We start from the raw sequence: 2625 nt of genomic DNA on the forward strand, positions 1-2625 counted from the left end.
CCCACGCGCCTCGGAACCGGATCGCGGCCGTCTACAACGTGAACCGCTACCTCGCCGAGCGGAAGATCATGCTTCAGTGTTGGGCGGATATGCTCGACGCCTGGGTGAAGGGCGAATCCGCAAAAGAGCTGATCGCCGACGCGAAGCAGCGCGCTGCCGAGGTCCACGACGACGAGTTGGACGACGATCTCTGAACTACGCTCGGATCGCGTCTTTTCCGTCAGTTGTTGCCACTGGTGGCCGCCAGCGGGCGGGATCGGCGATCCAACGGTCGATGTCGGATTCGTGCCAGCCAGCGCCGTTGATGCTGATTTTTAGCTGGGCTGGGAACGTGCCCTCGGTGATCTTGCGGTAGATGGTGGACCGGGACAGGCCCGTGCGGGCGAGAACGGTTTTCAGGCGGACGATACGATCTGGGACAAGCATGGCTGCGCTGCCTCCTGCCGGGTGTTTCTGGCGATTACAGAGACCAGACAGAACGACGATTTATTGTTGTGCAATAGATATTTAGCGGTCGTAGTAGTGTGGCGTAGAGGCGGCAGAAAATAGGATAGTTCTACAGTCCGATGCCCAGACCTCTGCCGAGGTCGATGCCGTGATTGAAGGCAAGTTCCTGGCCGAGTCGCCGGCCCGAGTCGATCCCGATACCGAGGTCTTGCTTGCGGCTGGCGAGGATCGATTCAAGCTGCGGATCGCGTTCGAGGCTCTTCGCCATGTTGCCCATCGCCGACCGCGTGGCCTTGTAGCCGGACATGTCGCCTGCCTGATATTGGCGCTGGCTGGTGTGGCCGAGTTCCTGCCAGCGTTCCACGAAGCGGTCGGCGCGGCGCGGCGGATCGGTGCGCAGTTCGGTTTCGAGTTGGAGCGCGCGGACGGCGCGGTTGATCCGGCCGGTCGCCGCTTCCTGGGCGAGTTCCGGGTTCTTCTTATAGGCAGCTTCGGCATCGTGCGCGCCGTAGGGGCGCACTTTCTCGAAGACGTTGCGAGCCTCCTGCAATTCCTTCGCCTGCTCCGGGCTGGCTCTGCCACCCGGCTTCTGCATCTCGAAGATCGCGTCTACCGCTCGGGCATGGCGGACGAGCGCTTTGGTGCGGGCGCGACGCAGCGCCTCTTCCGGGGTTTCCGCCACCTTCCTTTCCGGGACTCCCCGTTCCGGCGCCTGCCTGCCATCGGTGGGCAGGCGCAGGCCGTCGAACATGCCGCGCACCTTCTCCGGCACGACCTTGCGCACGATTTCGGCTACGCGCTCGCGGAAGGTGATCCCGCGCCGCTCGGCATAGTCCTGCGCCGGTTCGTAGTCCGTCGCCATGTCCTTGGCCCGGTCGCGCGACAGGGTGCGGACAAGCCTGTTCTCGTCGGCGAAGTCATCGCGGCCATAGTGCAGGTCCATGCCGTCGCGGTGCCGCGACAGGGCGACGTAGCTGCCGTGGGCGTCCAGGCCCGGCGTCGCCAAGACATGGGTGCGATCCACGGTCATACCCTGCGCCTTGTGGATCGTTGCAGCATAGCCGTGGTCGATGCGGTCGTAATCCTTCAGGTCGAAGGCGACGGATCGGCCATCATCGGTCTGAACGGTCATGCTGGTGGCGCTGACCTGTTCGATGGTGGCGAGCGTGCCGTTCTTCACGCCGAGGCCGCGTTCGTTCCGCAGGAACATGACACGATCCCCGGCGGCGAAGCTGCGCGCGCCGCGTTCGACGGTTAGATAAACGTCCTCGCCCAATTCGCCCGCTTCCCGCATGCGGTCGCGGGCGGCCTCGTTGAGTTCCCGCACCTCGGCATTGGTGTGGGTAAGAATGATGCGGCTGGCATCCGGTGCCGCCTGCCGCTCACGATCCCAGCGGTCGATCAGATCGTCGCGCGCCTGCTCGCGCGATTGGGCTTCATGCAACATACCGTGACTGTCATAGGCATGGATCGCCGCGTCGGTCCTGCCGGTCGCCAAATCGCGCGTGGCGTCGCGCTGCCAATCCTCGCGCTGACGACGCACTGTTTCGATCTCGACGCCACCATGACGCTCATGGATCGAGCGGAAGGCGGCACCGGCTTCGATGGATTGGAGCTGCTGCGGATCGCCGACCAGAACGACCTTCGCTCCGGCTTCCGCCGCATGGGACAGCACGCGCTCCAACTGCCGCGTGCCGACCATGCCTGCTTCGTCGATGACAAGCACATCGCGGGAAGTGAGCACGTCGCGGCCCTGTCCCCAGCCGTGTTCCATACTGGCGATGGTGCGCGAGGCGATGCCCGATCCGCTTTCCAGATTCTCGGCCGCGATGCCGGACAGCGCGACGCCCCGGACCTCGTAGCCCGCCGCTTCCCAGGCTTCGCGCGCCACACCCAGCATCGCGCTTTTTCCCGTCCCGGCGTAACCGACCACGACGCCCAGATCATGCCCGTCCGTGACATGCGCCAGCGCCTCGGCCTGCTCTCCCGAAAGAACAAGGCCGCGCGCTTCCGCACGCGCCAGCGCCGTTTCGCGGTCCCTGTCGCCGACCTCATGGCGTTTCTTCTCGGCCATCAGTTCGGCTGCGCGGTGCAGGCGCTGTTCGGTCTCGATCATCTCGCGGGTGGTGAAGCGGTCCTCGACCCGCCCGTCTCTGCCATGTTCGACCAGTTCGGGCG

The 2625-nt window shown here is 65.1% G+C and carries 2 protein-coding genes and 1 pseudogene; 1 reads left to right on the forward strand and 2 read right to left on the reverse strand.

Annotation, left to right across the window (positions count from 1 at the left end; translation table 11 throughout):
* Positions 1-194, forward strand: a pseudogene (locus tag AC1P6P_RS11875) (site-specific integrase); the annotation flags it as partial.
* A 1-nt stretch (position 195) separates the two neighbouring features.
* Here AC1P6P_RS11875 and AC1P6P_RS11880 read toward each other — a convergent pair.
* Positions 196-426: a helix-turn-helix transcriptional regulator gene (locus AC1P6P_RS11880; protein ID WP_481402652.1), complete on the reverse strand. Its 231-nt coding sequence runs from the start codon at positions 424-426 to the stop codon at positions 196-198.
* Positions 427-556: 130 nt separating this feature from the next.
* Positions 557-2625 (reverse strand): AAA family ATPase (locus AC1P6P_RS11885; protein WP_481402653.1); only part of this gene is annotated, 2069 nt, incomplete at its 5' end.

This window comes from Rhizomicrobium sp. (assembly GCF_056722145.1).